This window comes from Cupriavidus sp. USMAA2-4 (assembly GCF_001854305.1).
In the GTDB taxonomy this organism is placed as follows: domain Bacteria; phylum Pseudomonadota; class Gammaproteobacteria; order Burkholderiales; family Burkholderiaceae; genus Cupriavidus; species Cupriavidus malaysiensis.
Window position 1 is genome coordinate 3,570,538 of the sequence record NZ_CP017748.1, and the last position, 26,739, is coordinate 3,597,276.

At 63.4% G+C, this 26,739-nt stretch carries 24 protein-coding genes and 1 other annotated feature; of the genes, 10 read left to right on the plus strand and 14 right to left on the minus strand.

Annotated elements, in window-relative coordinates:
* Positions 1-26 precede the first annotated feature (26 nt).
* The 7 genes from BKK79_RS39085 to BKK79_RS15860 all read left to right on the plus strand — a co-directional run bounded on the left by BKK79_RS39085 (position 27) and on the right by BKK79_RS15860 (position 10,281).
* Positions 27-1,273, plus strand: a protein-coding gene (locus BKK79_RS39085; protein WP_157128430.1) for an IS3 family transposase whose coding sequence is annotated in 2 segments (ribosomal slippage) — positions 27-309 and positions 309-1,273 — 1,248 coding nt in all. Because the reading frame shifts where the segments join, the coding sequence is not laid out codon by codon here.
* Positions 308-424: a sequence feature (AL1L pseudoknot), on the plus strand. Its footprint overlaps the gene before it by 117 nt.
* A 187-nt stretch (positions 1,274-1,460) precedes the next feature.
* Positions 1,461-3,656 (plus strand): protein-disulfide reductase DsbD family protein, encoded by a 2,196-nt coding sequence (locus BKK79_RS15835; protein WP_071038027.1) that lies wholly within the window; start codon positions 1,461-1,463, stop codon positions 3,654-3,656.
* 74 nt (positions 3,657-3,730) lie between these two features.
* Positions 3,731-4,357 carry a cation transporter gene (locus BKK79_RS15840; protein ID WP_071038028.1) on the plus strand — a complete coding sequence of 209 codons (627 nt, stop codon included), beginning with the start codon at positions 3,731-3,733 and terminating at the stop codon, positions 4,355-4,357.
* 163 nt (positions 4,358-4,520) lie between these two features.
* Positions 4,521-4,697 carry a hypothetical protein gene (locus tag BKK79_RS15845; RefSeq protein ID WP_198173287.1) on the plus strand — a complete coding sequence of 59 codons (177 nt, stop codon included), beginning with the start codon at positions 4,521-4,523 and terminating at the stop codon, positions 4,695-4,697.
* Positions 4,698-4,801: 104 nt separating this feature from the next.
* A complete protein-coding gene (locus BKK79_RS15850) occupies positions 4,802-6,118 on the plus strand; it encodes a site-specific integrase (protein WP_071038029.1) in 1,317 nt (438 codons plus the stop codon).
* 42 nt (positions 6,119-6,160) lie between these two features.
* On the plus strand, positions 6,161-9,154 hold the full coding sequence (locus BKK79_RS15855) for a Tn3 family transposase (RefSeq protein WP_071038030.1): 2,994 nt from the start codon (positions 6,161-6,163) through the stop codon (positions 9,152-9,154).
* A gap of 101 nt (positions 9,155-9,255) precedes the next feature.
* Complete coding sequence (locus BKK79_RS15860; protein WP_198173288.1) at positions 9,256-10,281, plus strand: hypothetical protein; 1,026 nt, start codon at positions 9,256-9,258, stop codon at positions 10,279-10,281.
* A 32-nt stretch (positions 10,282-10,313) separates the two neighbouring features.
* On the opposite strand, the gene mobH is transcribed toward BKK79_RS15860, so the two are convergent.
* A complete protein-coding gene (gene mobH, locus BKK79_RS15865; RefSeq protein ID WP_071038032.1) occupies positions 10,314-12,164 on the minus strand; it encodes a MobH family relaxase in 1,851 nt (616 codons plus the stop codon).
* A 308-nt stretch (positions 12,165-12,472) separates the two neighbouring features.
* Here mobH and BKK79_RS15870 point away from each other — a divergent pair, with 308 nt between their 5' ends.
* From BKK79_RS15870 to BKK79_RS15880, 3 genes are read left to right on the plus strand one after another with little or no spacing between them, the layout of a single operon-like run.
* Positions 12,473-12,790 (plus strand): type II toxin-antitoxin system PrlF family antitoxin, encoded by a 318-nt coding sequence (locus BKK79_RS15870; protein WP_071038033.1) that lies wholly within the window; start codon positions 12,473-12,475, stop codon positions 12,788-12,790.
* Complete coding sequence (locus BKK79_RS15875; RefSeq protein ID WP_071038034.1) at positions 12,790-13,248, plus strand: type II toxin-antitoxin system YhaV family toxin; 459 nt, start codon at positions 12,790-12,792, stop codon at positions 13,246-13,248. The genes BKK79_RS15870 and BKK79_RS15875 overlap by 1 nt, the downstream gene beginning before the upstream one ends.
* A gap of 26 nt (positions 13,249-13,274) precedes the next feature.
* Complete coding sequence (locus tag BKK79_RS15880) at positions 13,275-13,640, plus strand: DUF3742 family protein (RefSeq protein ID WP_071038035.1); 366 nt, start codon at positions 13,275-13,277, stop codon at positions 13,638-13,640.
* A gap of 11 nt (positions 13,641-13,651) precedes the next feature.
* Here BKK79_RS15880 and BKK79_RS15885 read toward each other — a convergent pair whose 3' ends face one another.
* From BKK79_RS15885 to BKK79_RS15945, 13 genes are all read right to left on the minus strand, one after another.
* Positions 13,652-15,172 (minus strand): conjugal transfer protein TraG N-terminal domain-containing protein, encoded by a 1,521-nt coding sequence (locus BKK79_RS15885; protein WP_071038036.1) that lies wholly within the window; start codon positions 15,170-15,172, stop codon positions 13,652-13,654.
* A 15-nt stretch (positions 15,173-15,187) separates the two neighbouring features.
* Complete coding sequence (locus BKK79_RS15890) at positions 15,188-15,556, minus strand: hypothetical protein (protein WP_071038037.1); 369 nt, start codon at positions 15,554-15,556, stop codon at positions 15,188-15,190.
* Positions 15,553-16,947 (minus strand): integrating conjugative element protein, encoded by a 1,395-nt coding sequence (locus BKK79_RS15895; RefSeq protein WP_071038038.1) that lies wholly within the window; start codon positions 16,945-16,947, stop codon positions 15,553-15,555. The genes BKK79_RS15890 and BKK79_RS15895 overlap by 4 nt, the downstream gene beginning before the upstream one ends.
* 10 nt (positions 16,948-16,957) lie before the next feature.
* A complete protein-coding gene (locus BKK79_RS15900; protein ID WP_071038039.1) occupies positions 16,958-17,905 on the minus strand; it encodes a TIGR03756 family integrating conjugative element protein in 948 nt (315 codons plus the stop codon).
* A complete protein-coding gene (locus tag BKK79_RS15905) occupies positions 17,902-18,348 on the minus strand; it encodes a TIGR03757 family integrating conjugative element protein (RefSeq protein ID WP_071038040.1) in 447 nt (148 codons plus the stop codon). Before BKK79_RS15905 ends, BKK79_RS15900 begins: the two co-directional genes overlap by 4 nt.
* Positions 18,349-18,510: 162 nt before the next feature.
* The gene (gene radC, locus BKK79_RS15910; protein WP_071038041.1) at positions 18,511-19,005 is read right to left on the minus strand and encodes a RadC family protein; all 495 of its coding nucleotides are present in this window, start codon (positions 19,003-19,005) and stop codon (positions 18,511-18,513) included.
* 181 nt (positions 19,006-19,186) lie between these two features.
* Positions 19,187-19,972: a DsbA family protein gene (locus BKK79_RS15915; RefSeq protein WP_071038042.1), complete on the minus strand. Its 786-nt coding sequence runs from the start codon at positions 19,970-19,972 to the stop codon at positions 19,187-19,189.
* Positions 19,973-19,987: 15 nt separating this feature from the next.
* Positions 19,988-22,867: a conjugative transfer ATPase gene (locus tag BKK79_RS15920; protein WP_071038043.1), complete on the minus strand. Its 2,880-nt coding sequence runs from the start codon at positions 22,865-22,867 to the stop codon at positions 19,988-19,990.
* Positions 22,867-23,322, minus strand: a complete 456-nt coding sequence (locus BKK79_RS15925) for a TIGR03751 family conjugal transfer lipoprotein (protein ID WP_071038044.1) — start codon at positions 23,320-23,322, stop codon at positions 22,867-22,869. The genes BKK79_RS15920 and BKK79_RS15925 overlap by 1 nt, the downstream gene beginning before the upstream one ends.
* A complete protein-coding gene (locus BKK79_RS15930; RefSeq protein ID WP_071038045.1) occupies positions 23,303-24,730 on the minus strand; it encodes a TIGR03752 family integrating conjugative element protein in 1,428 nt (475 codons plus the stop codon). Before BKK79_RS15930 ends, BKK79_RS15925 begins: the two co-directional genes overlap by 20 nt.
* Entirely contained in the window at positions 24,720-25,652 is a 933-nt protein-coding gene (locus tag BKK79_RS15935; RefSeq protein WP_071038046.1) for a TIGR03749 family integrating conjugative element protein, read from the minus strand. The genes BKK79_RS15930 and BKK79_RS15935 overlap by 11 nt, the downstream gene beginning before the upstream one ends.
* On the minus strand, positions 25,649-26,338 hold the full coding sequence (locus BKK79_RS15940) for a PFL_4703 family integrating conjugative element protein (RefSeq protein WP_071038047.1): 690 nt from the start codon (positions 26,336-26,338) through the stop codon (positions 25,649-25,651). Before BKK79_RS15940 ends, BKK79_RS15935 begins: the two co-directional genes overlap by 4 nt.
* Positions 26,335-26,733: a TIGR03750 family conjugal transfer protein gene (locus BKK79_RS15945; protein ID WP_071038048.1), complete on the minus strand. Its 399-nt coding sequence runs from the start codon at positions 26,731-26,733 to the stop codon at positions 26,335-26,337. Before BKK79_RS15945 ends, BKK79_RS15940 begins: the two co-directional genes overlap by 4 nt.
* Positions 26,734-26,739 lie beyond the last annotated feature (6 nt).

Genomic DNA, 26,739 nt, shown 5'->3' on the forward strand with positions numbered 1-26,739 from the left:
GGCTCAACTCCTGTGAGGATTGAGTCATGAACACTAAAGCTGCTCGTTTTAGCCCTGAGGTACGTGAACGTGCCGTACGTTTGGTGCAGGAATGCCAAGCGGATTACGCATCGCTGTGGGGCGCATGTGAATCGATAGCCCCCAAGATTGGCTGCTCTGTCAGCACCTTGCATGGATGGGTTCAGCGCAAAGAAATAGATGCAGGCCAACGCCCAGGATTGACCACGGATGAACGTGAGCGGCTCAAGCAACTGGAGCGAGAGAACAAGGAACTGCGCCGAGCCAATGACATCCTCAAGGCTGCGAGCGCTTTTTTTGCGCAGGCGGAGCTGGACCGTCGCATCAAGAGTTAATTGACTTTGTAGACCAGTATCGTGATGCCTATGGGGTCGAGCCAATTTGTAGGTTGCTGCAAATTGCCCCATCGGGCTACAGGCGCAGGGTTCAACAAAGAAACTGCCCTTGGCTGCGCTGCAAGCGCAGCCAATCAGATGAAGAACGTTGCAGTCATATTCAACGGGTGTGGCATGCCAATTGGCAGGTGTATGGCAGCGTCAAAGTCTGGAAGCAGATGCACCGAGAGGGTTTGCCGATTGCCCGCTGCACAGTGCAACGCCTGATGCGCAAGCTGGGCCTTGAAGGTGCAAGGCGAGGCAAGAAGGTACGTACGACACGCCCAGATGTGGCACGGCCAAGCCCGCTAGACCTGGTCAACCGCCAGTTCACAGCCCAGCGCCCTGACCAGCTTTGGGTTGCAGACTTCACCTATATATCAACATGGCAAGGGCAAATGTTTGTGGCCTTTGTGATTGATGTCTATGCCCGCCGCATAGTGGGCTGGCGGGTCAGCAGCCACATGCGTACGGACTTTGTGGTGGATGCGCTGGAGCAGGCGCTGTATGCCAGACAACCTTCAAGCGATACGAAACTGATTCACCACTCCGATAGGGGGAGCCAGTATGTGTCTATTTGCTACACAGAGCGTTTGGAGGAAGCTGGCCTGATGCCTTCGGTGGGCAGTACCGGCGATTCCTATGACAACGCCTTGGCCGAAACCATCAATGGTCTTTACAAAACGGAGGTCATCTACAAGCGAGGACCGTGGAAAACACGGGAATCACTGGAGCTGGCAACACTGCAATGGGTGCACTGGTTCAACCACGGCAGATTGCTGGAGTCCATAGGGCATATACCGCCAGCGGAAGCTGAGGCAAACTACTGGCGGCAAGTTGCCAATACCGTGCAGGCTAGCGCCTGCACTTCAACAAACTAGCCTCCACCAAACCCGGTGCGATTCAAAGGTTCAGCTGAGATTGGAAACCCTCTAGTTACAGTAGAGTCAAGCGGGCCTGAGTAGTGACCCCCGGCAGGCTGCGGCTGCTGTCAATCCATCCCCAGAATGCCCCTATAGTTCCGCCCGGCGGCGACCTTCGCGCGCTTTTCAATCGGATCACCTCTCTATGTTCACGCTACCCACGTCCCTCACCGCCCGCTTTCTCGTGCTGCTCTGCTTGCTGTGGAGCGGTGCAGCCTCGGCGCAGTTCGGCAGCAAAGGTGTGGTGGTCACCGAGCGAACCCGCGCCGAACTGCTGGCTCATACGCCCGAGGGCGTAGAACCGGGTAAGCCTGTCTGGGTCGGTCTGCAGCTCGCGCACCAGCCGGAGTGGCACTCGTATTGGAAAAACTCTGGTGACTCGGGCCTTCCCACCAAACTCGAATGGCAGCTTCCCACTGGGGTACAAGCTGGGGAAATCGCGTGGCCAATGCCCCGCAAATACTCGCTCGGCACACTGATCAACTATGGATATGAGAACACGGTGCTGCTGCCGGTACCTCTGACCATCACGCCGGACTTCAAGCCCTCGCTTTTGGGCGACACGCTGGAGATCAAGCTCAAAGCGCAGTGGTTAATTTGCCGCGAGTTGTGCGTCCCCGAGGAGGGCGAATTCTCGATAGCCATTCCTACACAGAGCGCAATGGCCTCAAACGGCCCCGTCTTCCAGGCGAGCTTCGATGCTCAACCCAAGCCGCTGGCAGGCCAGGCAACCGCCACCATTGATGAAAATGCCCTTCGGCTTCGGGTCAGCGGGCTGCCTGCGGGCCTTCGGGGCAAGCAGTTGGACTTCTTTCCGGAGACTTCGGGAGTGATTGAATCTTCCGCGCAATGGAGCCAGGCGTGGGAAGGTCAGCACTGGACCGCTCGGGTACCGCTCTCGCCTTACCGCGGCCTGAGTCCCGATGTGATGCCAATTGTGCTGACACAGGGCAACGATAGCTGGAGCATCGATGCCAAGTTGCAAGGCACTTGGCCTCCGACCGCCGCGCTGCCGTCCGTGTCTCCAGACTTGCAAGAAGCGCTTCGCGACAACGCTGCTGCGGCCAAGTCGCGCGCCGGGCTGACGTTCACTGCTGCCTTGGTGGGTGCATTGCTTGGCGGGCTGATCCTGAACCTGATGCCTTGCGTCTTCCCTGTTCTGGCGATCAAGGTGGTCAGCTTCACCCAGCATGCCAGCGACCAGCGGGCTCGGCGCCTGGACGGTGCGGCGTATTCCGTAGGGGTTGTTGCTTCGTTCGCTGCGTTGGGACTGCTTGTCGTCGCGCTTCGCAGCGCTGGGCAGCAGCTCGGCTGGGGGTTCCAGTTGCAGATTCCCGGAGTGGTCGCCGCGCTGGCCGTTTTGTTCACGCTTATCGGTCTGAACCTGGCGGGCGTATTCGAGGTCCGCCAATTCATCCCCACCCGCTTGGCTTCACTGCAGAGCAACCACCCGGTGCTGAACGCCTTCCTGTCTGGTGTGCTTGCGGTGGTGGTGGCGTCCCCGTGTACGGCCCCTTTCATGGGCGCCGCGTTGGGTTTCGCTGTAGGGCTGCCCGCCTCGCAGGCGCTCTTGATCTTCGCGACGCTGGGCGCTGGCATGGCGCTGCCGTACTTGGTCGCCAGTTGGGTCCCAGCCGTTGGGCGCCTGCTGCCCCGTCCTGGCGAGTGGTTGGTGACTTTCCGCAAACTGATGGCTTATCCGATGTTCGCGGCGGTGGTGTGGCTGTTGTGGGTGTTGGGGCAGCAAAGCGGGATTGATGCAGCGAGCGCCCTGTTGGTGGTCTTGATCGCCACCAGCATGCTCGCATGGAGCCTTGGCTTGGCGGGTCGTACGAGGGTGATCGTCGGTATGATCGCGGTCGCTTGGGCGGCCGGGTTCACTTGGCTGCTCGCGGGCCAGATTGGCGCACCGAGGCCGCAGCAGGCCATGGCGGTCAACGAGTCCGCCTGGCAGGTCTGGGAGCCTGGCCAAGTGGAGCGGTTCCTGGCCGGCGGCCGCCCAGTGTTTGTCGATTTCACCGCTGCCTGGTGCGTCACTTGTCAGTACAACAAGAAGACGGTGCTGCAGAAGCCTGAGGTGTTGGCCGACTTCGCGGCCAGGGATGTCGCCCTGTTGCGAGCCGACTGGACGCTTCGAGACCCGGCGATAACTGTCGCACTGGGGGCACTCGGGCGCAGCGGCGTCCCCCTCTACGTGCTCTATACCGGCAACGCGGCTCCGCGAGTTCTGTCCGAGATACTGAGTCCGTCTGAACTGAAGGCGGCACTCTCGGCCGTGCCGTTGGCGTCTTCGCCAACAACTCAGCGGCCGCCCACGTTCCGCTCCGCGATCGCGCCGTAATGGCATTGCATCATCAATGTTTGACTCGCAAGCCGCTAGAGGCCTCACGATGCAGGGATGTGGAAGGAACACGCATGGCTGAAAACGACGAAGACGACGAGCTCGGCGGCCTGGACGCGAGCAACGCGGCAGACCGCAAGATCTTGCGGTCCGTGTTGCTGATCAACTTGGGACAGTCCGCCGCGGGCATCGGCCTTGGCATATGGGCTGCCTCCACCGCGCTCATGGGCGCCGGTCTGGACAACCTCGCTGACGCGTCGGTCTATGCGGTCAGCCTGTACGCGGTCGGGCGCGCGGCCATGGTCAAGGTGCGCGCGGCGCGCCTGTCGGGTTTCTTGCTCATCGGGCTTGCCGTGCTGCTGTTGGTGGAAGTCCTGCGCCGCTTCGCCGGGGGTGAGGAGCCTGTGGGCCCTGCGATGATGGCGATGGCCGCGGCAAACGCGGCTTTGAACCTGGTGTGCCTGAGGCTGCTGCGCCGCCATCGCGGGGAGGATGTGAACTTCAAGGCGTCGGCGATCTTCACGAGCAACGATTCCATCGTCAACGCAGCCATTGTGCTGTCCGGGGCGTTGGTCATGTGGCTGGGATCGAACGTCCCGGACCTGGCGCTGGGTGTCGTCGTGGCGGGGATCGCAGCGAACGGCGGGCGGGAGATTCTGCGCGAAGCATCGGAAACTGCTCAACGCGAAGCGAGCACATGAGGTCGGTGATGTTGCTGTGATGGCTATATGCCGTGGTCGCTTTTGACGCCAAGATGTCGGCGCCGATCGAAATCTGAGCCACCGGTGGAGTGACCCCATGCGGCTGGACCACCGGGCAAAGTAGAACTGATACGCTGGCCGGGCCTTCAACCAGGAGAGGGTCATGTCATCAAGAGGCACGTATCGGCGCCATGCGCCGGAGTTCAAGATCCAGCTTTGCCAGGACATCCGAAGCGGCGCTATCGGCCGGCGCGATGCGGCGAGGAAGTACACCCTGTCGACCAATCTGATTCAGCTCTGGCTGACGCAGTACGACAGAGGAGAGCTCAGCACCGAATAGGCGGAGGCATTGGTCATCTCGGAGTACGAAGCGAAGATCGCAGCCAGAAAAACGTAAACCGCCGTCAATCATCCTGACGTGAAAACAGCCCTGACAACCGATACATGACCCGTCTTGCTCAATATATTGAGGCCGCTGAAAGTGACAACACGCGCCGGAGCTACGCTTCTGCGATTCGCCATTTTGAAGTTGAGTGGAAAGGTTTGCTGCCTTCCACGGCGGATGCCATCGCCCGCTATCTGGCCGATCACGCGGCTACCCAGTCCATCAACACCCTGCGCCTGCGTCTGGCGGCGCTGTCGCGGTGGCACACCGACCACGGCTTTCCCGACCCCACCAAATCGGCCTTGGTGCGCCAGGTCTTCAAGGGCATTCGCTCGGTGCACAGCGTTCCAGAAAAGCGCGCCCGCCCCCTGGAACTGGCCGTGCTTCAGCAGGTCGATCAATGGCTCGATACCGCCATCACCAATGCGCAGTGGTCCGGCGACCAGCCCGCCTTGCTGCGCCACACGCGCGACCGCAGCCTGATGCTGCTGGGATTTTGGCGTGGCTTTCGCTCCGACGAAGTGGTGAATCTGCGCGTTGAGAACATCGAGGTCACCCTCGGCCAAGGCATGACCTGCTACCTGGGCCGCGGCAAAGGCGACAGGCAGCGTCAGGGCCGCGTTTTCAGATGCCCGGCGCTGTCCCGCCTATGTCCCGTGACGGCTTTCAATGCCTGGGTCAACCTAGCTGGATTGACCGAGGGACCGGCGTTCCGCAAGATTGACCGCTGGGGACATGTGGCCGACGAAAGCCTGCATGCCAACAGCTTGATCCCTTTGCTGCGCAGCCTGTTCGCCGAATCCGGCATGGAGTCGCCCGAGGAATACAGCAGCCACTCCATGCGCCGCGGCTTTGCGGGCTGGGCCCGCGCCAGCGGCTGGGATATCAAGGAGCTGATGGAATACGTCGGCTGGAAGGATGTCAAATCAGCCATGCGCTATCTCGACGCGTCGGATTCCAGCCTGCAAGCCCGGTTCGAGCAGGGCCTGACAGCACTTGCGCCGGCAACTCCGCAGTCCCCGCCGCCTTTGTTGTTGCTGATCGAACAGGCCGAAGTTGCCCGCCTGCCGGCCGAAGGACCCACGCCCGTGGCGGTCCTGCGCATCACGATGGTGCTGTCCCGTTTCAGCAAGCAGTCGCGCGGCCTGGCCCGCGGCCACCGGCTGATCGAGCGGACCTGCTTTGAGCGTTTTGCCATGCAACGCCTGAACACCGAGGGCACGCTCTACGAGCTGGCGGTTCCTTACCTGTCCCGCGACTTGCTGGACGAGGTGATCGCCTCGCTGCTGGATGACATGTACCGCATCGCAGAGGACAACCACTGCCTGCTGGAAACCTCGTTTCACGAACCGGCCACCGACACCTATTGGGATTGAGGCGATGGGTAGCAAAGCCGCCAGGCGGGGTAGTCCCCGCGAATGACCTCACTCCATGAGACGGCCTATCCCAGCCTGAAACCCGATCCGACACCGCGTGAGCTGGCGGAGCTTTACACACCGACCGAGGATGAACAACTCCTGGCTGCAGGCGTCGGCAAGCGCGCCTTGCCGCGCATGGCGGCGCTGATCCACCTGAAGGTATTCCAGCGCCTGGGCTATTTCATCCCCCTGGCCGAGGTGCCACCGGTGATCCGAGAGCACATTGCGCAGCAGGCGGGTTCGGCTCGACCGCCCCTGGCAGCGGACCTCAAGCGCTTCGAGGCATCGGGCTCGCGCACGGCGCTTTTCGCAGCTTTGCGCCGGCACCTGAATGTCAAACCCTTGAACCCGGCGGGTCATGTCTGGCTGGAGGTTGTGGCCGACACGGCTGCCGAGACCAAACACGCGGTAGCCGACATCATCAACGTGATGCTGGAAGAGCTGGTCCACCATCGCTACGAGCTGCCTGCCTTCTCGACGCTGGACCGAATGGCGTTTCGGGCCCGGGAAAAGAGCAACAGCCGGTATTTTTCAGCGATCACCAGCCAGTTGACGGCTCATACCAAGGCCCTGATCGACGGCTTGTTAAAAACCGCCATGGGTGAGTCGGTTTCCGCATGGCAAATGCTCAAACGCGAACCCAAGCGGCCGACCAACAAGGAAACGCGCACCTACATTCAGCACATCCGGCGCCTGCAATACCTGGTGGAGCTGCTTCCAAAGCCTGACGTGCCGGTGCCCAAGCTCAAGCAGTTCCGGCACCTGGCGCGCGCCCTCGATGCGGCCGAGATGGCCGAACTCAAGCCGCAAAAGCGCTACGCCTTGGCAGTGATCTTCATCCGGGCGCAGCATGCCCAGTCTCTGGACGATGCTGCCGATCTGTTTATTCGCCTGATGCAGAACCTGGAAAACAATGCCAGGCAGAAATTGCTCTCCTTCCAGCAGGAGCGGGTCCAGAAAACCGACATGCTGGTCGGCCAGCTCAAAGACATCCTGGGCGCCTACCAGTTGGAGGGGACGGACACCCAGCGCGTTGAGGCCATCAGCACCACCCTGGTGGCCGAGGTGGACGAGCTGCTGAACGAATGCGAGCAGCACCTGGCCTACGCCGGCCGCAACCATCTGCCTTTCCTGCTGCAACCCTACAAGATGGTCCGGGCTCAGCTGCTAAATTGCATTGGCATCGCCTCGCCCAAGGCCAGCAGCGAGGACCAAGTGGTGGAACGGCTGATCGAGGCCCTTTACAAGCTGCGCGATAACCGCGCGGACATCGTATTGCTGGACGTGCTGGGCCTGAGTGAAGACAAGGACCTCCGCTGGATGTCAGCCCAGTGGAGGAGGCTGGTGTTGGTCCGGCCAGCAGGCAAAGGCCGGGCAGAGGCCGTCCACCGCCGGTATTTTGAACTGGCAGTCATGCATGCCGTCAAGGATGACCTGAAGTCGGGTGATCTCTTCATCAAGTACGGCGAGCGTTATGACGACTACCGCGAGCAACTGGTCGATGACGAAACCTTTGAAAAGGAGGTGGGCGACTATGGCCAGGTCACCGGCATCGAGACAGATCCCGGCACCTTTGTGACGATGCTCAAATCCGCCATGGCTCAGCGGGCACGGGACATCGACGCCACTTTCCCGGAAAACGCCCATGCCGAGATCGTCGATGGCCGCCTGATCCTGCGCAAACCGCCGCGCTCCGAAATCGTCGAGGCCGCCGCGCGGATCGACGCCTTGATCACCGAGCGGATGGAAGCGGCCAGCATCGTGGACGTGATGATCGACGCCGAACGCTGGCTCGACCTGCACAAGCTGTTCCGGCCATTGGCCGGGACGGACAGCCGCCTTGCGGACCTGCGCATGCGCGTCATCACGACGCTGTTTTGCTACGGCTGCAACCTCGGGCCGGTGCAGACCGCCAAATCCATCAAAGGGCTGAGCCGCCGCCAGATTTCCTGGTTGAACCTGAAATACGTCAGCGAGGACCTTCTGGACAAGGCCATTGTCAAGGTCATCAATGCGTACAACAAGTTTGAACTGCCAGGCTACTGGGGCACCGGCAAGCACGCGTCGGCCGACGGTACGAAGTGGAATCTTTACGAGCAGAACTTGCTATCCGAGCACCATATCCGCTATGGCGGGTACGGTGGCGTCGGCTACTACCATGTGTCCGACAAGTTCATCGCGCTGTTCAGCCACTTCATTTCCTGCGGCACCTATGAGGGCATCCACATCCTGGATGGGCTGATGACCAACGAATCGGACATCCGGCCGGACACGATTCACGGGGACACGCAGGCCCAGAGCTACCCGGTCTTCGCGCTGGCGCACCTCCTGGGCATCCAGCTCATGCCGCGCATCCGGGGTATCCAGGACCTCAAATTCCATCGCCCCGAGCCGGGAAATTCTTATCGGAACATCAATGCGCTGTTCAGCGATGTGATCGACTGGCGGTTGATTGAACTGCATTTGCCGGCAATGCTGCGGGTGGCGGTTTCCATCAAGACCGGCAAGATCACGCCGTCGGCCATCCTGCGCCGGCTCGGCACCTACAGCCGCAAGAACAAGCTGTACTTCGCGTTTGTGGAACTCGGCAAGGTGATCCGAACCATGTTCTTGCTGAGCTACATCGGCGATGTCGGTCTGCGCAAGGTGATCCATGCCGAAACCAACAAGAGCGAGCAATTCAACAGCTTTACCGGCTGGTCCTTCTTCGGGGGAGAGGGGATCATTGCGGAGAACATCCGCCACGAGCAGCGCAAGGTGATCAAGTACAACCACCTGGTGGCCAACATGATCATTCTGCACAACGTGGTGGGCATGACGCGGGTTCTGCAGGAGCTGCGGGACGAGGGTGCCGAGATCACGCTGGAGATCCTGGGGGGCCTGGCGCCGTTTCGCACGGCGCACATCAATCGGTTTGGGGACTACACGCTGGACTTCAAAAGGAAGATCGGTCCTTTGAATTTCGATGCCACCATAATTCCAATGGAATCATAGGCTTAAGGTCGTTTCTGCGGTTTTTTACATGAATCCCTGCCGACCCTCTACTTCGATCAAAGCCAGTCACCGATATCGAAACATCAGCAGGAAGAATCTATTTGTATCCGCTGCGTGTGCGCGACATTACCGATTTCGGGAAGCTCGAACCTGGCGATGTGGTCAGCCAGATCAGGGCTTTCTTGCCGAGCATTGGCAGCTTGGCCGTTGAATCCGACGAGGCCCCGGAGCGCGTCCCTCTTGATGCCGCGATTGTTGCAGGTCTCTCGAACGACGAGATCGAGCGGATTGCTGATGCCTATGCGCAGTCGTCAGCATTGCTGACTACTCGCGAAAACTCGCAAGAGCGGAAACCTGCCGTGCGAGAAACGCGTGAAACGGCGTCGGCCTATCTGGTGCGACTACTCAAGGCGGAAGTCGATGACTATCGCCAGAGTGCGAAGCGAATGCACGAGTCGTTGCTCGGTTCCAATCGTGGCCTTTTTGATCACGTCCGTAAGAGCACGTCGGTCTTGGGATCAACCTTGAGCGCCTACGAGGAATTGACGAAATTTTCAAAGCCAGCGCCATTGGAAATCCAGCCGATTCGCACGGATCACTTCGATGCTTTGAACAGGCAGATGGTGCAGCAAGCGCACGAGCGCGTGAAAGAGCGCGCCGAAGAAATGGAGTTGACGCGCCTCACCGGACAGATGACTGCAGAGTCGGCCAAGACGCTCAAGGACTTGGCGGAAGCAGCGACGACCCTGATGGAGCAGATGGACGAGCGCGACCGAAGAACCGATCAGTCCACGCGCACGCAGATCACCATCGCGGTGTGGTCGGTTGGCATCTCGGCGGTTTTGGCCTTGTTTGCCTTGATCGTCTCTGGTTTCGCTTACGTCCAAGACCGGGACAGCAGTTCCTCCGAGGATCAGTGGCAAGTGAAGCTACTGACCGCCGTCGAGCAAGGTAATCAGCAGCGTTCTGTAGCGGAACATGAGAACGAAATACTTCGAGAACAAGTACACGTCCTTGGGGCGCGCATCGCGGATCTGGAAGCCGCTCAACGCGACGCCACCGCCAAGAAGGCAGAAGGCGCTACATCTTCTCAAGGGGCTACGGACAGCAGTGCTGCACAGCAGTAGATTATTGGCTTCAATCTGCCTTTCTTGGTTGACTATGCCAACTTCAAGAATGGGTTGTTTGGCGGCTGATCATTGAATATCGAACGAGGTTCAAGCAACAGATATCCATGCAGCCTCCGCGACTTGCGAGGCCCTGTGACTTCGCAGGTCCAGATGTTCAGCCCGTTGGGCTGCTTGCGATGCAGTTGCAGCCGTTCAAAGCGCTTTTGCACCCATTGCCAATCCTGCTGGCTTTCCTGTTTGGCCAGCCTGCCTACCTGGGGATGCTCTTGTGCGTAGCGCTGAAACACACCAGGACTGACCAGGTACGCGGTATCGCTGACGGAATGCACCAGCGCTTTTGCATCGTTGATGATGAGCCGCCGTGAGGCGATGCCCTGTTGCAGCCATGCCACGAAGTGCTCACCGGATGGCTGCGCGGCCGTGTACGCGGGCGCTGGTGAAAGAGGCAAAGGCTCCGCCAGGTGCGGTGCAGGCGTTGAACGGCCTGCAGCAGGCACTTCGACCGAGGCGGCTTCTGCATCCTTCCGGAGGGTAGGCAAATCCCCCATTCCCACCATCGCGAGCATGTCTTCCATGACATCTGGCACTGCTTGGGCAACGGGCTGTTGAAGCGTGGCAGAGCCGCCGCCGACGTCCTTCCACGGAGCGGACTGCCAATCTTCGGCAGGAGGCATTGCCGCGATTGCCGGCGTTTGCCCCGAGGCATCTGCATCTTTGTCGACCGGTGTCGTGTCGATCGCCACCGACCCAGCGAACGACGCCGGCCGCTCTCCAGGCTCCCAAATCAGCGCAGGTGCAAGCCGCAACAGGGTGAACGAATGGGACCAGCCGGTTGAACTGGTCACGCTCGCGCGCCAGATCGCTTTACCATCGGGCGTCGGCTGCAACATACCGTGGTCCTGAAGCACGTTGAACACGGCGGTGTTGTTCGCCGGGATGCCGTCGATTCCCTGGGACAGCAGATGCGCTCGCAGCTTGTCCGAGGCTGTCTTGCTCACCAGCCATAGCGCATCCTCGGTGAGCCAGCCGTCGGAGGCTTCGGGCTGGTTCAGTTTCAGCTCTTCCTTGAGCAGGTAGCGCAGCCCATCGAGCAGCTTGCGTTGCAGTGCGTGCTTGGGTGCGGTCATGGCTCGCGCGGGATCGCCGCCCAACTCCTGAGCGACGGAGGCGCGGTCTGCCTGCACAACCAGTTCGCCCAGCACCCCGGCGTGCTCGTACTGCCCGGCCAGGACGTAGAGCAGCGGCGCCCACAGGGACGGATAGCCGCTGAGCCAGTCCAGGATTTCGCGGTCGAGCAGTTGCCGGTAGAGCAAGCCTGTCGCGGCGCTGTGGAGCCGGTACTCGCGATCATCGCGGTAGCGGAAGCGGTATGGCTGGTGCAGCAGCGGGCCGTGCCACGGGTGCCAGATGCTGCCGTCGGCCAGTTCGATGTGCAGATCGACGGCGATCTTGCCGATGTCGTGCAGCAGTGCGGCATAGGCAACGGCGGCGGTCCAGGCTTCGGCTTGCGCTGCCTGGTCTTCGGGGCTGGCGCCGATGGGAAGCAGATGGGACTGCCGCAGCTTGAGCGCGTAGGCGACGATTTCCAGGCCGTGGTCGAGCATGCCGCCTGGGTAGGCATGGTGATGCGCTTCGGATGCCGGGAAAGCCTGGACCAGCTCGGCATAGCGGTGCAATGGCGCCAAGTACAGCGTGGCGAACTGACGGCGAGACAGCGAGGTTCTCTGCCAAATGTGTTCCAGCAGTATCTGTCGCCGCGGCGTGGCCAGCAGCGATGCGGCCGACTGCGGCCGCATCAGCCCTTTCGGGAGATCGGTAGCGGGTGCTGGCAACGGAGCGACTGCCCCCGAGGCCCGTTTTCGTTGGAACAGAGAGAGCATCCGGGTGTCCTGGTGGTGGGCTTACCGGGAGGCCTTTTCGCCTTTTCGAGGTAGAGCCTTTCCCCTTGTCCCCCCGTTCCCTTGCCCTTTTGGCTCTTTGGCAGTTACAGCCTTTGGGTATAGGGCAGCGAACATTGACCGTCCACCATCAAATCGGGCTTCACCAAGGCCGGATTGATGCGGGAAGGCTCACTGTTCCCTCCCTACGATGAGGTTCAATGTTGAATGCGGAGAACATCATGAAACCTTGCATTGATTTGGTAAGGAATAATCCTTACAATGCAGGCATTGCTATCAGGAGAGCCGCCATGCCTGCCATTCACGAAGTTGCCACGCTGACATCCAAGGGGCAGATCACGCTGCCCAAGTCCATCCGCCAGGCGCTTGGTGCCGATACCGGCAGCAAGCTCGCGTTCGAGCTTCGCGGCGGTGAAGTGGTCGTGACCCGTGCCGATGCGGAGCACGAGGACCCGGCCATTGCCGCGTTCCTGGCCCTGCTGGCGCGCGACATTGAAGCAGGCCGGAATGTTCGCGGTCTGCCCGAGGATCTGGCTCGCACGATGCTGGAGCACGCCGGCCACAAGGTGGACCTGGGCGATGATTTCGCTGAGGACGTGGAAATCTGATGCAACAGCATGGCTGGACACTGCTGTTCCACGACAACCTGATCGAGCAGATGATGAAGCTGCGCGCAGCTGTGCTGCGTGCCCAGGAGAACGACCCGCAAGGGTTCGCGTCCAACGCCAACGTCAAGTTCTTCCGGGCCTTGGTCCAGTTGATACAAGACGTGGTGCCGGGTGATCCGGGACGCGACGAGTACCGTCAGGGCAACACTATGGGGTCGGACTATCGCCACTGGCGGCGGGCCAAGCTCGGAAGGCGTTACCGGCTGTTCTTCCGGTACGACTCGAAGGCGAAGGTCATCATGTACGCCTGGGTTAACGACGAGCAGACCCTACGGTCTTCGGGCAGCAAGTCCGACCCGTATGCCGTGTTCGAGAAGATGCTTGGACGCGGAAACCCGCCAGACGACTGGAACGCATTGGTACAGGCAAGCAAGCAGGATTGGAGCAAACTGGAATAGGTATGCCGCTGTAGCAGGAGACGATCATGAACACGACAGCTCGCATCAGCACCGCAGAACGCCTTGGCCGCAGCTTCGGCAGGGTATGGCGCGCGTATATACGTGGCGAGCGGCGGATGTCGAAACGGTTGGCATCCAAGGGGATGCCGGTGGCTGTGGCCACCGTACTGTTGTGGGTGGTCAAGCTGGCTGCGCTAGGACTACTGCTCTACGTCGCTTTCTGGATCGGACTCGTGTTGCTGGGCGTGGCAGTGGCGGGATGGGCTGCTGCTGCCAACAACTCTGGCGAGGAAGAGTGGCCTTTCACCGATCTCACCGAACTGCGGAAGACACCGGGCTACGATCCCAACCTGTACAACGATACTTCGCACGAGTTGTACACGGACGACTGACCGATGCCGTGCTACTTCAGCTTGCCGCCGGTTAGCGCCCCGGCACCCTTGCCACCCGCCTGGCCGGCGCTCTTGCTGCCATCTGAAAGCCCCTGGATGGCATGTCCTGCTCGAATTCCGACCCATGTCAGGCTCGCCAGCCAGAATCCCGGCAGGACCAGGAACATCGTCCCCATCACGAACATTAGAAGCATGTCACCGAAGGCATTGTTCAGCCCCACCAATGGGTCGAAGTTGCTGTGCGGCCGGTTCCAGCCGAATCCCCAGCCATAGAGCGCATCGAGGATAGTGCTGTCGACCCAGCGAGCGAGTTGGAACCAGAAATCCACGAAGAACAGCGCGAACTGCACGACGCTCACGGTGATTACCGTCTTCAGGTCATAGGTGCCCACGACCAGCACCAGCGGGATACAGATGACCAGCGCCATCTTGAGCAAGGCAAGCACCATGGGCAACGCCTGGCGCACGACGTCCATGGCAGGGAACGCCGCAATCGCACCCACGGCCATCCCGACGTCGCCAGCCGCGCGCGTCACGATGTTCGGCAAGGTCTTGTCGATCTGGCCGCCGTAGTCGGTATAGACCGAACCCTGGTTGAGCTTCTGTTGGCGTGGCGAGGCAATGGCGCGGATCACGGAATCGTCCACCTCGGCACGGCTCAGGAATCCGGCCCAGCCCGCCAGGCGATTCAGCAGGCTGGGGTCCACCTGGCCCAGCAGCCGCGCGCGCAGGCCGTTGCTGCCGTCGGCCCACCACTGCCTGCAGTTCGGGTAGCCGCCACCGCTGGCCACCTGCGCAAGCCCCGCATCGCGGGTGCTGTCGTAGGGCCAGTCGTCGCGCGGCGTGCTGGAGCGGTAGGTGTCGTAGTAGCCGCCCGTGTCCGTGAAGAAGCGCGAGCCGATCCAGGTCACGTCGTGCATCTGCGTCTCATCGAGGTTCGGGCGCTGCATGAACAGCTTGGCGCGCGCCGGCCCGTAGCAGTCGCGCGAGAAGTCCGCCACCTCCTGAGCCAGCACCGGATCGTCGATGCGCGTGGCATCGATCTCCATGCGCATCTGCCGCAGATCGGTGCCGCACGGGATCGCGGCCACCGAGGCGCCCGTGACGGCACGCGAGAGCGCGTGCATGAAACCCCACCAGACCGGCACCTTGGCACTCTGGTTGTTGATGGTGCTGAAGGACTGCGACCAGCCGGTATCCGTGGGCTGCGGCACGCTGACCTGGCACTGGGCCGAACGCGAGTTGTCGTACCGGATGGTGTTCAGATCCACGTCGATGAACGGGATGCCGGCGAACATCACCACCACGATGGCGACGAACACCCGGTTCTCGATGCGCGCTGCCGAGAGCACGCCCTTGTTGCCTTCGTCGGCGCCTTCCGCGCGCGCCTTCAGCCATTCCTGCACGATGATCGCCACGAACGGCAGCGCGAACACCCCGCTGGACACCAGCACGGCCCAGATGCCGTTATGGACGATCCAGGACACGAGGGTGAGGTAGTACTCCAGGTAGTCGGTGGTGAAAAGCGTCATGGCCCGAATCTCCCCTCAGCCCTGCATCAGCAGGCTGGCTTCCAGCGCCACGATGGCGACGACGCCGGCGATCTCGCTGCGCAGCAGGCGGCGCCGTGCCTGAACCTCCGTCCCGTTCTGCGCCTCGCGCGCCAGCAGCCGGCGCCGCATCCAGACCCAGCCATAGGCCGTCGCGCCGTACAGGCACAACCGCCACACCAGAAAGTAGCCCGCGGCCGCCATCAGCCACCGCTCCCAGCCGGCAACGCTGCCGACGAGATAGATCCCGGCGATGTTGGCACCCAGGGCCGCAGCGACGATCGCCACCGTCCACAGCAGCGCCTTCACCACGCGGCGGCTGAACAACCCGCGCTGACGCAGCCAGGTTGCGCGCATCGGGCTCATGGCGTGCCTCCGGGATTGCCCTTCTGGAGTCGGTCGAGGCGATCGGGCACCGGATCGCCTTCGTAGATTCCGCGCGAGCCGGCGGCGCGCGTGCCGTGGCGCTGGATGATGGCCATCGGCGAGTTGTTCGCCAGCTCGCGGCGCAGTTCCAGTTCGGTCTTGAGGTTGCGGATCTCCTGGTCGAGCGTGTCGCTTTCGTGGTTCACCGCCGCGACCGCCAGCTGGTTCGCCGCCACGTTGGGTTCCTTCTTGCCGGTCAGCAGCGTGCGCTGGAGTAGCAACGCCTTCTCCAACACCGACGACAGCGCCACCTCCGATGCCAGGCGCCGCGCCAGCAGCTCCTTGTCCGGTTCGTCACGCAGCGCCTCGATCACGCCCCGCGTGATGGGCAGCGAGGTGCTGCCGGCCGCAAGCAAGTGCTCGAACGTCGTGTTGCGCGCCCCCGAAACCAGTTCCTGCAGGGCTTCCAGCTTGGTCTCGTACTCTTCCTGGATCAGCGGCGTCAGTCCGACGCCGGGCACCGTCTCGGTCTTGGTGCAGGCATCGCAGGTGCGCTGCACCTGTTCCCCAAGCACCCGTGTCGCCCATTCAGTGGCCTGCTGCGGCGACGTCCAGGTCTGGCAGGACAGGCTCGCGCAACTGTTGGGCGAGATGGCGGACGTGTCGGTCACGCCGCGGCCGTTGACCAGGTTGTAGCCCGCGCGGGTCACGTCGCCAACCACCCGGACGGCAGGCTGTCCCGCGCCACCGGCATTGCTGCCGCCCACCCAGGGCACGCCGTCGTTGCCGCGGCGCGTTTCGGCCTGTTCGATCGCAGAGACGGCATCCGTGCTCGACACCGCATCGCGCAGCGCCATGCCTTCGGCCACCTGGCTCCAGCCAAGCTGGCCACCCGCCGTGTCGGCCATCTTTTCGGCCATCGCGCGGCATGTTAGCTTCGAGCGATCAAAGTCCAGCCGCGCCTGCAGCACACCATTGGTCAGCAGGTTGTACAGGCCCGGATCAGCGCGCTGGATGATCAGCGCAGGCAACGACGCCACGGCACTGGTGGCACTCTGGATCACGTTGCTCATGATCTGCTGGAAGCCATTCGTGATGCCGTTGAGCTGGTTGCGCAGCGTCGTCTGGATACTCATGTCGCCACAGATCAGATTGCTGTTCCAGCCTACGCCGACACCAATCGAGTGCATGCCGGCCGCACGCCCCATGGACACCGCACTGCCTCCACCAATGGAGTACATGACCTCATCGCCGAGGACTGTGCCGCTGGTCTGGTAGCTGGGCTGTGCCCACACAAGCCCGCTGCCGAGAGCAAGCGCGACGGCCATCACCGAGGGGCGCAGCAGGCGGCATGCCCTGCTGGGAAGGTTCATCAGTTCGGGACGCTTCATCGCTGTACCCCTATTGGAAATCGACGCTGCCGAGGAACACCTGACCGCGGCGTTGGCAACACGCATAGGGCCGCCACAACGCCCAGGCGTAGTCGCCTTGCTGGGCCTGCGTCAGGAAGCCACTGCGTGGGAATACCGTGCAGGACGAGGACAGGACGGGCGTGAGTTCTTGCCACTTGCCGGTCGAGGCATCGCCCTCCATCAGCGCACCGGCAGGCCAGTAGCCGGGCCGCGAGTTCGCCAGCAGCGGCTGGTAGACATGGATCTGCCCGCGTCGCGTGACGACATCGCCCGCGCGCTGTGCCACGACCGCGCCAGCCTTGTGGTCGTCAACCTGGTGCAGGAAGCCGCCGCGCGGATAGACGTTCCCCCACAGGTTAAGCCTGGTGCGCGCACCGATCTCGCGCAGGCCGGGGATCAAGGCCTCCGGGTAGACCATCTCGGGCACGTTGTAGCGCCAGGCCAGCGTATCCAGGGTGCTGAGCAGATACGGCATGAACGCCGTTCCCGCACCCTCGCAGAAGTAGCCCGATGACGACGCAAACTGGTTGAACACCTCGCCACCGGGATGGCCGATAACGTCCGCGTTCTTGAACTTGGCGAGATTGTTCTCGTGGTCTTCGTTGGTGGTGCCATCGCCACCGGCTTGGGCCGATGGGTTGGGCAGGCTCATGGCACGCACTTCCAGCCACGGGTTCTCGCCCGTGTTGCTGTAGCTGGAGACGACCGCATCGGGTACGTAGTGCCGCACCTTGACGGATGTACGCACGGTGCAGCCTGTCCAGGTGCAGTAGAGCCAGTAGCAGATGCCGACCACCCGATACTCCAGGCAATCGGGGGACGCCACCGAGCCGACAATGGTTGCGGTATTGATGGCGTAACTTCCTGTGGCGCTGAAGAGCAGCAGCGAGGCCACCGCGACGCGCAGGCGGCGCATCAGATCGAAGGGACGGGTCACGGCTGCTTCCTCCGATGCTGCTCGATGCGCGCGACAGCGCGGGCCACGTCCGGCTCGCCATAGACCAAGTAGCGCTGATCCACCACGACCGCCGGGATGCTGGTGATCCCCAGGCTCCATGCGTCGGTGACACCCTGGTAGGCAGAAGCGATGCGGCGCTGGAGACCCGTGCCGCCGTCGTTGATCCGGCGCTTGACGATGGCCGCGGCCTGTTCGGGATCGGCCGGCAGTTGCGCAGAAAGGTCCGCTTCAAGCCGGGGTGCTTCGTCCAGCTCGATCAGCTGCTCGCCACCCATGGTCTTGACCGGGTGGTGGCTGTCGGTGACGACCACCACGTCGGCGGCCACGGTGGCCGGGCTGAACACGGCCAGGGCCGCCGGCAGCGTAACGGCAAGGCCGAAGGTTCGCCAGCCTGACGCGAACCTGGAGAAAGATGCTGGCATGACGCGCGCCCCGGAAGTGGATCAGGGCCATAGTCAAACGCGAAGCCGATGCGATCCCAACAAACAATGCGCATCGTGGACTGCCCGCATACCTGCTTGTCTCGCCCCCATGAAAAATCGGAGGCCGAAGCCTCCGCGTGGATCAAGGAGCAGATGCCGTCGCTACAGCAGACCGGATTCCGCGAACGAGTACGGCGTACCTTGACCGACGATGATGTGGTCCAACACGCGTACGTCGATGAGCGCCAACGCTGCCTTCAGTCGGTCGGTCAGAACGCGATCTGCACTCGACGGTTCAGTGCATCCTGAGGGGTGTTGGTGCGAAAGAATCACCGCGCCCGCATTCAACTCCAATGCCCGCTGCACGACAACACGCGGATAAACCGCAGTCGAATCGAGCGTGCCTTTGAACATCGGCTCGTAGGCCAGGGCCCGGTGCTGGCTGTCCATGAACACAATGGCGAACACTTCGTTTGGCTCGGCGACGAGCTTCAGGCGCAGGTAGTCCTTCACCGCCTGTGGCTGGTCAAGAAGCGGTCCAGCCTTGAAAACACGTTGCTCCAGCAACGCGATGGCTTGCCGGATGATCCAATCATCAGATTGGGACGCTGGGGGAAAACGTGGCTCCACGCAGGAGTCATTGACGATGAGAGACATGGCGAACCTCCAGAATGTGAACGGAGGACGCCACCCAGGGAGGGCAAGCCCTCCTGGGAATGGAAACAGCGGAACAAGTTGCATCCACCACCGCGCAGCGGTGATTGTTCGCCACCGGGATGCGAAGCGAACGGGTAGCGGTCAGCGCGGCAAGCCGCGCCGTAGCCTCCAAGACCGAGGGCTACCTGGGCATGTCGCCGACAACGTCGGCAGGCATTTCGGATGTGGGCGTGACGGGTGTGATCGCCGAATCGCTGGCCGTGTCCTCAGCCGCCAGCATGTCCATGGCCGACAGCAAGGCATCGCCCTCGATAGGTCCCCGTAATAGGATTGCCTGGCTCGTCTTGCGATCATGCAGGCGCAGCGACGGCGTGGCGGTCACACCGCTGTTGGTGGCTTCCGCGGCTTTAGCGCGAATGCTTGCGTCGGGCCGCTCGCTGGCCAGGCACTGCTCCATGGCGGGTGTAAGGCCTGGATAGCGCAGGTCATCGGGCACGCCCTGGCCGTCGCTGCGCGTGTGCGCATAGACCCATTCGATCGCCTGCCAGAACGCAGCATGTCCGCCTGCTTCGGCGGCGCATTCCGCCAGGCGTGCCCCGGCTGACGCAGCCGGCTCGTGCGCGGCCAGCGGCTGGTGGTGCCATTGCAGGACCACGTCCGTGTTGTCGCCCACCCAGCGCTTGAGCAGCGGAAAGTAATCCCGGCAGAACGGGCATTCGAGGTCCGCGTAGAACGTCAGCACGAAACGGCCCTCCGTGTTGCCCATCTGCCAGGGCGGCCCGGCCACCTGCACAGTACTGGCCGGTGCGGGAGCTTGCTCTGAGGATTCGCCTGGCGTCCGGGACACAAGCCAGATCAGCAGCAGCGCAATCAGCGTGGCGGCCAAGACCCAGGGCCACAGAGGCCGCGAGCGCTGGCGGCGGAACGCCTGCACCTGCAGTGGAATGGATGGGTGTTTCTGTTGCATGGCGTTCTCCGGCTGCTACTGCGGCAGGTCCAGGGCCGGGGACTCGATGCCCCGTGCCTGATCGATCTTTTGTGCGACCTTGAATGCCGCCTCCAGCTCACCGACGCCGAACTGCTGCATGAGCTGGTAGCGCTCAGCCTTCTCTTCGGGCTCGGTTTGTGCCAGCGCGAGATACAGGCTCGGCGGCACGGCACGGAACAGCACCTCCATGCTCTTGGACAGAATCACGCCCTCGGTGAACTTCCCTGCCTCTTTGCGCGCGGACAGCATCAGCGCCTTCTGCGCAGGCGAGAGTTCGCGGAACCGGGCGATCTTCTCCACTTCGTCCGGTGGCATCGACAGGCACAGCCACCATTCAATCATGTTGAGCATGGGCTCCGCAGCACGCGGCAGGTCGTCGATGTTCTGCGTCGCCAGCCAGAACCAGGCCCCCAATTTGCGCCACATCTTCGTGATCTTGACCACGTAGGGCGCGAGCAGCGGGTTCTTGGTGATGATGTGGCCTTCATCGGTGACGTTGATGATCGGGCGGCCGAGGTACTGGTCGCGCTCGGCGATGTTGTTCACCGTGCTGATCAGGCTGATGTAGGCGATGGAGAGCTGCGCGTTGTAGCCCTCGCGGGCATAGGTCGCCAGATCGACCAGGGTGATGTCGGCCTCGGGCCACGGTGTGCCGTCGCGATCGAACATTTCGCCATCGCTGCCCTGGCAGAACATATCCATCGCGTCCGCCATCTCCATCAGGCGCACGCGGCGCATCTCGGGCAGCGTCGAGTCCTGCCCGCGCTCACGCAATGCGTTGCGTACGTCGCGCGTGAGCACCGTGCGCTTCGCGGCCACACACTGCTCGGCAGCATCCAGGATGCACTGGCGGATCAGCGAGCGATCCGCTCGCGTCATTCGGGCTTCCTCCTTGTCCTCGCCGCCGGTGATCATCAGTCGCGCGGTGATCTCCAGTTCGCCCAGCACGTCGCGCTGCTCGTCAGCGTCCAAGGCTGCGGCATCCGGTGGCAGGTCTTCGTCGAGCGCATCGGCGTCGAGTGTCTGCACATCGCTAGGTGTTTCGATCAGCCGGCGCGCGTCGGCGAACGGTGCCAGGGTCACGCCCGAGCCGGGTGCCAGCTTCACGCGGTTCACGGTCAGGCCCAAGCGCTTCGCGAAATCGCTGAACAAGCCGAAGCTGTTGCCTGCCTCCACGATGAATAGACGTGGCCGGTAGATCGCCATGACCTGGTTCAGCAGGTTGTTGAGCGTGGCGCTCTTGCCCGACCCCGTGGGGCCAAAAAGGAACAGGTGGGCATTCATCTGCCTGTCCAACCGGTTCAAAGGGTCGAAGGTGATCGGCCCGCCACCGCGGTTGAAGAACGTGTTGCCGGGATGTCCCGTGCCCTGGCTGCGGCCCCAGGCCGGCGAGAGATTCGCCACGTGCTGTGCGAACATCAGTTGGGTGAACCAGTTCCGCCGATCCTGCGCGGGGTTGTAGCTGCACGGCAGCCAGCGCAGGTAGCTGTTCAACGGTGCGACTTCATCATCCTCCCGCACGGGCTGCAGCCCAGCATTGAGCATCACGTTTGCGAGATCCAGGCCACGCCGGTCCAGTTCGGCTTCATCATGTCCGCGCAGATAGAACGCCAGGGTTCCGCGGTAGAGCTTGTGCGCGCTGCCGATCAGGGAGCGGGCCTCATGCACGTCCTTGAGCGCCTGCTCGGACGCCAGGGTCTCGCCGACGGCTTTCCTCGCCAGATGGTTCAAATGCGATTCGAGGATGTCCTGGGGCGTCGCGACCATCGTCAGGCAAAGGGTCGTGTCCTCGGGCATCTGGTCGAACAGCGTGTTGATGGCGTCCCCTTTGCGGGTTTCGCCGGTCAGGTGCCCGGTGCCGGGTGGCATGCGCAGCCGGTCGGTGGTCAGGACGCGGTGCGGCATGCCGTCGAAGTACCAGGCTCCTTGTGCAACGTCGGAGCGCGGCTGCGCGAAGAACAGCCGCTGGCTGAAATCGCGCCCGCTCGCCAGTTCGATCTCGCCGCCTTCGACCTCTTGCGGATAGCTCGCCAGCGCATAGAAGCGCTCCCGGTCCTCGGCGTCGGTACCCAGCAGCGTGGGACGCGGATTGAACCAGCGCAGCAGCCAGTCGTGGACATCTGCCGCGACCATGCGGCGAGCCTGAATGCCGGCGTTCGCCAGCCCGCCGCACAGGCGGTCGCAGACGATGTTCAGCATCTGCTCGGGTGTCTGGCCGCGGCGGTTCGCCTGACCGGCGGCACGGCGATAGACCACCATGCGCACACGCCGCGTCTGACCGCGCCAGCGCAGTCGTGTGACCACTGTGTCCTCGAACAGGCCACCTGGCTTGGCCACCGCGCGCAGGTGGTGGCCGAAGAAGCGCAGATAGAACTCGGTGAACGCCGTGCCGCGGGCGCGCGGCTGCACGTAGTCGCGCAGGGTCTGCATGTATTGGTCGAAGCTGGGCTCGTCCTGGGCGTAGAGCTGGAGCACCCAGGGGTTCTCGTCCAGTTCGTCGAAGCTGTCCTGAAGTGCGTTTTCGAGCGCATCGCGGGCGTGTGCGAGCCAGCCGGGCTCCCGGCCCTCGGTGGCGAGCGGCACCAGTTCAAAGAAGGCGGCCACGGACTGGCCATCTTCGAGCAACATGGACTTCGACTCAGGCAGGAACTCCACCCAGGGCAGCAACTCCACGAACGACGGTGAAACACCGTACAGCGCCTGTTCGTCTGCCACGGTCGCTTGCCGGCGGCCCTGAACCGCTGCGCCTGGTTCGGGGACGCCAGCGTGAAGCAAGGCCTCGACATGGCGCTGCCAGCCGTCCGGCTGTTCGGCATCGGCCGGGCTGCTGGCGCCGCCGGTGGCCCGCTTCGGCCAGGGGAGTTTCCAGCGCATCAGTAGTCCTCCACGCGCTCGCCCGGCATGGCGTACTGCACGCGCTGGTACAGCGGGAAAACCGTCGTGTAGCCTGGCACGGGCACGGGGTCCGTTCCCGCCAGGTGGGGGAAGACGTACATCACCAGGTCGGGGTTGGGCAGGCGCTGAAACTGGCGCTGCACCTCATTGCGCGCGGTGCGCGTGTAGCGCATCTGCTCGGCGGGCGCGGCATGCACGTCGGCTTCGGTCAGGGGCCGACGCAGGCTCTGGCGTGCGTCGAGCAACTGGCGGCGCGTCATATGTCCCGTGCTGCCACCGCCACCGCCGTCGCCGGCTTCCTGCTGCCAGATGTCTATCATTGTGCTGTCGCCGTGAGACAGCATTTTTTCCTTACTGGTGGCGCAGCCGCCGAGCGCTGCGACGGCGAGAACCAGTGCCAGGGCCTTGCCCCAGTTAATCAAGTTCGAGAGCATGGCTTTCTCCTGCGCGGTGATCGACCTTGCGGCCTTCGGGATCGAAGTCGATGGCGAGCGGCTTTTCGAGGTGGACGGCGACCTTCGCGCCGGGCTGGACATAGACTGCGGCGAAGGCCTGGCCGTAGAGCTTGTTGACCCAGTTCGACATGTCCCGGACGCCCCCCGCCAGAATCTGGCCGACCGCTTCCTGGCCGCTGATGCCCACGGTGCCGATGGTGCCGTCCGAGCCGACATAGGACATGCGCCCGCTGTCGCTTTCGATGAGCGATGCCACACCGGCACCGGCTGCCGTGATCAGGGCCTGCGAGCCGAGGTACTGCTGGGCATTGCTGCGCCGCTCGCCGCTGACGCATGGAATGCCGTGAGGATCGCTGATCCAGCCCAGGCCCCCACTGTGCGAGTTCTGCTGCTGGCTGTTCTGCTGGTTACCTTCGCTGTCCTCGGGGATGGTGCGGATCGTGCCGTCGTGAAAGACGAAGGTGATGCTGCGCACCTGGCCGCGCACGCACGAGAGCGTCCAGTCGCCCGAGGCGGTGCCGGAGAACACGGCGCCGGCCACGTCGGGGATGTCGATGCCATTCGCGGTGAGGTTGTCGGGGCCGACCAGCACCTTAAACGGATACGGGTCATTCACCGTGCCGTCGATCGGCACGCGGCCGATCAGCGCCGTCATCGCGACCGACCCCATCAGCGTCGAGTTGGTCGGTACGGTATAGACGGCCTTGGCGCTCTTGACACCAGCGGCGCGAGAGCCGGTGCTCGCCACGGTTTCCACCGTCGCTTCCAGCGCGCTCTGCGCGGGACCGAAGCTCGTCGGAAAGTTCATCCCGCTGCCCGTGCCGCGACTGCCATTGCGCCCATCGGACGGCTTCGCGTCGTCCGGCTCGACCCAATGCGTGCCGCCCTCCATCCCGGCCTCGTCGCCGTCGCGCAGGCCCAGACCCACGGGCAAGTCGGCATGGCCGCCGCGACCGCCGATGCTGTCAAGGCGCCGCTGCAGGTCGGCCAGCAGCCCTTCGGTCTGCTGGCGCTCGCTGGCCACGTGCTGTTGGTCGCGGCGCAGGTTGGAGCGTTCGGACTCCAGCGCTGAACTGATGCGCTGGTCGATGGCGTTCTCGCGCTGGCGCAGGCGCTGGTTCTCTTCGCGCTGGGACCGGTTGTCCGAGAGCGCGGTCTGAAGCTCGGTGCGCAACTGCTTCACCTGCGCCACCAGGGTCGCCACCGTGTCCCGGGGGGTATCGCCCTCGATGCCCAGCGCCTTCATCTCCTCGGGCGTGAGCTGGGCACCGGCATCGGCGGCGGGTGGTGCCGAGGTGCTGCCACCTGAGAACAGTCGGATGGCGACGAACAGCACCAGCAGGGCCACGGGGATCATCAGCCACTTCAGGAGTCCGTTACTGCGCATGGCGAGCCTCCTTGCCGTCCACCGCCTCGCTGTCCCGTACATCGAATTGCGCATGCGGCAGATGCACAGCCGGATCGAAGCGGTGGATGGCCGGCAGCAGCGACTGTGCGAGTCCGCGCCCGCGCGTCACCAGGTACAGGACAGTGGTGTCCTCGGGCGTGCCGCGCGGGCCGAGGGCCTCGTGCTGGAAGGTGGCCGTGAGGAATTCGCCTTGCAGCACGCGGGGATCGAGGGTGATCCAGCCGCTGCTGCCGTTGGTGAGACGCACGGCGGTGACCCACTGGTCTTCCAGCCGCCACGATGCGAGCGCGACCGCACGCACCGGCAGTGTCGGCATCAGTGTGCCCAAGTCCAGGTCGCGGCGCAGATTGACCCGCATGACGCCCGGCAGCGGATCGACCGTGCGCAGCGGTGCGTAGAGATTCTGCGCGGCGAAGCGCGTCAGCACGACCGGCACCGGGGTTTCACGCCGCGCTGCCCGCGCGTTCGCCTGCCCCTGGGTGCGCGTCGAGGCCGCATCGGCACCTTCCGGCCGATCCCCATAGCGTGCCGAGGTGCTGTTGCCCTCGACGATACGCACCGGCTCCAGCTCGGCTTCGCCGTCCCTGGCCGGCTCGGCGGCGATGTCCAGCAGGATCAATGCGCCCGTATCGGCGTCCTGCAACTGCAGTCGCGTGGGTTCGATCGGCTCGCTGGCGCGCAGGTACACCGCGCCGCCCGCGCTCTGCACGCGCAGGCGTTCGCCCACGCCGGCAGGCACGCCCACGCGGACGTTCCGGTCGATGAACACGATGCGTTCCTGGCCGACCTTCAGCGGCACCGCCAGCGGCATGCGTTCCCAGCGCAGGATCTCCACCGCATGGGCAACAGGTGCTGTGACCACGACCAGCAGCCCCAGCAATGCGAGTACAGGGTGCTTCATGGGGTTTCTCCTTGGGGCACTTGCGGCGCCAGACCACCGGGTGCCGGGCGCGTCGGTTCCGGGGCGCTGATGCGCTGCGGCGCGCCCTCATAGCAGTCCAGCAGCAAGCCGAACGGGTTGCGGGCGGGATCGATGTCCACGCGCGTGACCTTGATGGGATAACGCACCAGGGCTCGCTTGACCTGCTCCGCGCCGTAGTACTCATCGGCGCTGATGTCCAGCGTCACCACCCAGTCGCGATCGGAGACCACGCGCACGCGCGCCGTAGGGTCATCGCCGAAGCCGCGGCCGGGGATTTCGTAGATGCCGCGCACGCGCTGCCGCAGCTCGCCCGTGCTGCGCCGATAGTCGTAGTCAGCCCGCAGGAAGGCTTGGCAGGACGGTGTGAGGTAGGCCGACAGCGCGTACAGGTTGCGCGGGTAGTCCTCCTCGCCATTCGTCGGCCAGCGGTTGAGTTGCTGGAACACATAGAACGTGAAGGAATAGACCGATTCGGGCGGTACCTCCCACCACTTGCGGGTACTGCCGGAGCGCAGATCCGGCGGGACGTGGATCGTCAGGTCGCGAGGCGCGCTCCACCAGCCGCCGCCCATCACCAGCGCGACGATGACCAGAGCGCCAGCGCCCAGGCGCAAGGTCTTGATGTGCGCCTGCAGGTGGGTGATCTCGTTCTTGAAACGGCTCATCGGGTGCTCCTGCGTGTGGTCCAGAAGCCCGAGCGCGAAATCAACACATGGCCGCCCACCCAGCCCGCCATCAGCGGATGGCGTGTCGCGATGCGCCACTGCAACTGCCGGTACAGCCAGGTATCGGGGCGACCGCGCTTGAGCCGGCGCAGGATACCGCCGCCTACGAACACGCCGAAGGCCACGCCCAGGACAACGAACGTCGGCGCGATCGCAATCGTGCGGAACACCCACGACAGCGGCGCGCCGACCAGCAGGCCGGCGCTGCCGGACAGGCCGCAGCAGACCCACAGCTCGTCCGCCGTGAGGCCGCGCACGACCACCGGGTGGCGGTTGAGCCGGTGCGGCAGGAACGTGACCGTTCCGTCCGCACGGATGTGCTGGTGCTCGGACATGGCCAG

Excerpts from the sequence above, each read along its gene's own strand:
- BKK79_RS15835 (WP_071038027.1), top strand. The coding sequence starts at position 1,461 with ATGTTCACGCTACCCACGTCCCTCACCGCCCGCTTTCTCGTGCTGCTC.
- BKK79_RS15840 (WP_071038028.1), top strand. The coding sequence starts at position 3,731 with ATGGCTGAAAACGACGAAGACGACGAGCTCGGCGGCCTGGACGCGAGC.
- BKK79_RS15845 (WP_198173287.1), top strand. The coding sequence starts at position 4,521 with ATGTCATCAAGAGGCACGTATCGGCGCCATGCGCCGGAGTTCAAGATC.
- BKK79_RS15850 (WP_071038029.1), top strand. The coding sequence starts at position 4,802 with ATGACCCGTCTTGCTCAATATATTGAGGCCGCTGAAAGTGACAACACG.
- BKK79_RS15855 (WP_071038030.1), top strand. The coding sequence starts at position 6,161 with ATGACCTCACTCCATGAGACGGCCTATCCCAGCCTGAAACCCGATCCG.
- mobH (WP_071038032.1), bottom strand. The coding sequence starts at position 12,164 with ATGCTCTCTCTGTTCCAACGAAAACGGGCCTCGGGGGCAGTCGCTCCG.
- BKK79_RS15870 (WP_071038033.1), top strand. The coding sequence starts at position 12,473 with ATGCCTGCCATTCACGAAGTTGCCACGCTGACATCCAAGGGGCAGATC.
- BKK79_RS15875 (WP_071038034.1), top strand. The coding sequence starts at position 12,790 with ATGCAACAGCATGGCTGGACACTGCTGTTCCACGACAACCTGATCGAG.
- BKK79_RS15880 (WP_071038035.1), top strand. The coding sequence starts at position 13,275 with ATGAACACGACAGCTCGCATCAGCACCGCAGAACGCCTTGGCCGCAGC.
- BKK79_RS15885 (WP_071038036.1), bottom strand. The coding sequence starts at position 15,172 with ATGACGCTTTTCACCACCGACTACCTGGAGTACTACCTCACCCTCGTG.
- BKK79_RS15890 (WP_071038037.1), bottom strand. The coding sequence starts at position 15,556 with ATGAGCCCGATGCGCGCAACCTGGCTGCGTCAGCGCGGGTTGTTCAGC.
- BKK79_RS15895 (WP_071038038.1), bottom strand. The coding sequence starts at position 16,947 with ATGAAGCGTCCCGAACTGATGAACCTTCCCAGCAGGGCATGCCGCCTG.
- BKK79_RS15905 (WP_071038040.1), bottom strand. The coding sequence starts at position 18,348 with ATGCCAGCATCTTTCTCCAGGTTCGCGTCAGGCTGGCGAACCTTCGGC.
- radC (WP_071038041.1), bottom strand. The coding sequence starts at position 19,005 with ATGTCTCTCATCGTCAATGACTCCTGCGTGGAGCCACGTTTTCCCCCA.
- BKK79_RS15915 (WP_071038042.1), bottom strand. The coding sequence starts at position 19,972 with ATGCAACAGAAACACCCATCCATTCCACTGCAGGTGCAGGCGTTCCGC.
- BKK79_RS15920 (WP_071038043.1), bottom strand. The coding sequence starts at position 22,867 with ATGCGCTGGAAACTCCCCTGGCCGAAGCGGGCCACCGGCGGCGCCAGC.
- BKK79_RS15925 (WP_071038044.1), bottom strand. The coding sequence starts at position 23,322 with ATGCTCTCGAACTTGATTAACTGGGGCAAGGCCCTGGCACTGGTTCTC.
- BKK79_RS15930 (WP_071038045.1), bottom strand. The coding sequence starts at position 24,730 with ATGCGCAGTAACGGACTCCTGAAGTGGCTGATGATCCCCGTGGCCCTG.
- BKK79_RS15935 (WP_071038046.1), bottom strand. The coding sequence starts at position 25,652 with ATGAAGCACCCTGTACTCGCATTGCTGGGGCTGCTGGTCGTGGTCACA.
- BKK79_RS15940 (WP_071038047.1), bottom strand. The coding sequence starts at position 26,338 with ATGAGCCGTTTCAAGAACGAGATCACCCACCTGCAGGCGCACATCAAG.
- BKK79_RS15945 (WP_071038048.1), bottom strand. The coding sequence starts at position 26,733 with ATGTCCGAGCACCAGCACATCCGTGCGGACGGAACGGTCACGTTCCTG.